Raw genomic sequence first — 2,924 nt, forward strand, 5'->3', positions numbered from 1 at the left:
GTTATAATTTGTTTTAGACATGATAATGACCTTTCTAATTTTGTGGTGAATCTTAGTAAGTTAATTATCTGTCTTTTTTTGTTTTTATAACACTATTTTGCTTTTGCACTTTATTTTACAACTCGGCGAATGATAAAGATGAAGAAGTTCATGAAAAATTTGTTGACGGAGTAACATTTGTACGTGAAATAAAAGTTAATCTTGTAACGGGTAATGTGACTTATGGTGACTGGAAAGCGGAAAATAATGATTCTGTTCTTGATGGGCAAAAATTACCAGTTGTGAATGGATATATTGTTACATCAGCTACAAATGGTGACAAAGATGTTGAACCAAATACAACTGAAAAATATGTACAAGTAACAGGAGATTCATCAAATATTGTTGAGAAAGTTGTTTATACACCAATTGGAAAATGGATTCCAGAAATCCCACAGGGTGTAGAACCAGTTGATCCAAATCCAACGGATGATAAAGATCCAAAAGATCCAGTAGATTATCCAAATAATCCAACAGATCCAACAAAACCAGGTGACCCAACAGACGAAACAATTCCGTATGTGCCAGGTTATACACCACAAGATCCAAGTGGAAATCCATTAACACCGAAAGATCCAACGGATCCAACGAAAGGTTATAATCCTCCACCAGTACCAGCAAATCCAAAGCAAGATACAAATATTCCTTATGTGAAAGATAAAGAAACAGTGGATCAAAAAGGTAGTGTTAAATTTATTGTTACGGGTACAAATGAAGAAAAACATAATGAACCATTAACAGGTAAAGAAGGCAAAAAATTCGGCTATGATCCTACTGAGAAAATTAAAGAATACGAACAACAAGGTTACACAGTAACGAACCGTGATAGTTATGATAAAGAGGATACTTTTGATAATATTCCGGATAATTCACAAGACTTTGTGTTTGTATTAACACCACGTATTGAGCCAGTTACACCAAATGGTGAGAAACCTGTACCAAATACACCGGTTGATCCAAATAAACCAGACGGACCAAAATGGCCAGATACAGTGAAAGATTTAGTGTTAACTAAAGAAGTGACACGTACGATTTCATACATTGATAACAAGGGACAAGAAGTAGCTAAGACATTCTCAACTACGGTTACATTTGAGCGTGAAGCGAAAGTGAATTTAGTTGATGGTAAAATTACTTATGGTGACTGGAAAGCTAAAAATAGTGATAGTACTCTTGAAGGTCAAACATTACCAGTAGTAGCAGGTCATCAAGCAACAACAGCAATACATAATAGTACAGTGGTTCATCCAGAATCCACTCAAGAAGATGTAGTTGTTGATGAGAATGCAACGAATATTACTGAAGTTGTTATCTACACACCTAATACAGCACCAGCTGAAAAGGCATCTCAGTTGGCGATTATCAAGTATGTGGATGAAACAGGAACACTTGTAAAAGAGATTAAGAATTCAGTTGATACTGTTGTTGGTAAAGAGGACGAACCAATTAAGTACACAACAGATGCTAAGAAACAGGAACTTATCGATAAAGGCTATGAAATTGTAAAAGACGGCTTTACAATACCTGGAGGAAGAGTTTTTGATGGAGTCGAAGATGTTGTTGGAAAAGACCCAAGTCAAACATTTGAAGTAGTTGTTAGACCTAAATTCTCTACAATTACACCAAAACCAGAGGATCCAACAAATCCACTTCCAAATCCAAATGAACCGACAACACCAATTGAACCAGGTCAACCAATTGATCCAAAACAGCCAAATGGACCAAAATGGCCAGCAGGTGTTACTGAAAAAGACTTGGTAAAACAAGTGACACGTATGATTAAATATGTGTATGAAGAAGATGGAAGAGAAGCGGATGCTACTCGTACAGAGACAGTAACCTTTACACGTGAAGCGACTGTTAATCATGTAACTGGCGAGATTGTTTACGGTGAGTGGAAAGTTAGCCATGAAGTTGATTCTGATAAGAATAAAGATGGTAAATGGAATGAGGAAGCATCAAAACTAATTAAAGGATATGTTGCTGATAAAGCTGTTGTGGAAGAAGAAACACCAACGGAAAATACTGCTGATAAAACAGTAGTTGTTACCTACAAAAAACTAGGTAGCTGGATTCCAAAATTACCAGACGGAGAAACACCAAAAGATCCAATCCCATATCCAAATGATCCAAATGGAGATCCAACTATTCCAGGTACTCCAGAGAATAGTGAAGAACCGATTCCATATGTTCCTGGATATACACCTGAAGATCCAGAAGGTAATCCGTTGAAACCAGTAGATCCAGAAAATCCGTCTAAAGGATATATTCCACCGAAATTGCCAATGAATCCAAGTGAAAATATTGAAATTCCTTATAGACCAAATTCAGAAGAAGAAAAACCAAATATGCCAAAACCGGATAAACCAGCTCCGGAAAAACCAAAACCAGATATGCCAAAACCGGATAGACCAACTCCGGAAAAACCAAAATCAGATATGCCAAAACCAAACAAACCAACATCAGAAAATCCAAGTCCTAATAAACCAGCAAGTCAAAACTTGCCACATACAGGTGAACAAGGACAAGATACAATGTTCTACGGAGCGACTGTCTTTGGATTAGGTATGATGATTGCGGCATTGAGAAAACGATTGGAAGAAGAAACAGAATAACAGTGTTTTATCATTTGTCTGGAAAACACCCTAAGACATCATCTTAGGGTGTTTTTGGTGTTCTGTAACTCTATACCGAATGATATTGATGTAATGAAAAGGTGATGAATGGTTAAAGCATTCACCATCTTTTTATATTTTTCGGCTCTATGTCAAATAGGGTTGATGACTCATAAAAGGTAGTGATGTAACAAATGTTACGTCACTATCTTTTTTTAAGTCACAAAGTGATGTACGGCTCACCGACATGTACACGATACATGTCTTTTC

At 36.5% G+C, this 2,924-nt stretch carries 1 protein-coding gene; it reads left to right on the plus strand.

Annotated features, from left to right (window positions below):
* Nucleotides 1-86: 86 nt before the first annotated feature.
* Nucleotides 87-2,654 carry a hypothetical protein gene (locus GMA06_RS08215; RefSeq protein WP_345940881.1) on the plus strand — a complete coding sequence of 856 codons (2,568 nt, stop codon included), beginning with the start codon at nt 87-89 and terminating at the stop codon, nt 2,652-2,654.
* Nucleotides 2,655-2,924: the final 270 nt, after the last annotated feature.

This window comes from Granulicatella sp. zg-84 (assembly GCF_010892375.1).
In the GTDB taxonomy this organism is placed as follows: domain Bacteria; phylum Bacillota; class Bacilli; order Lactobacillales; family Aerococcaceae; genus WM01.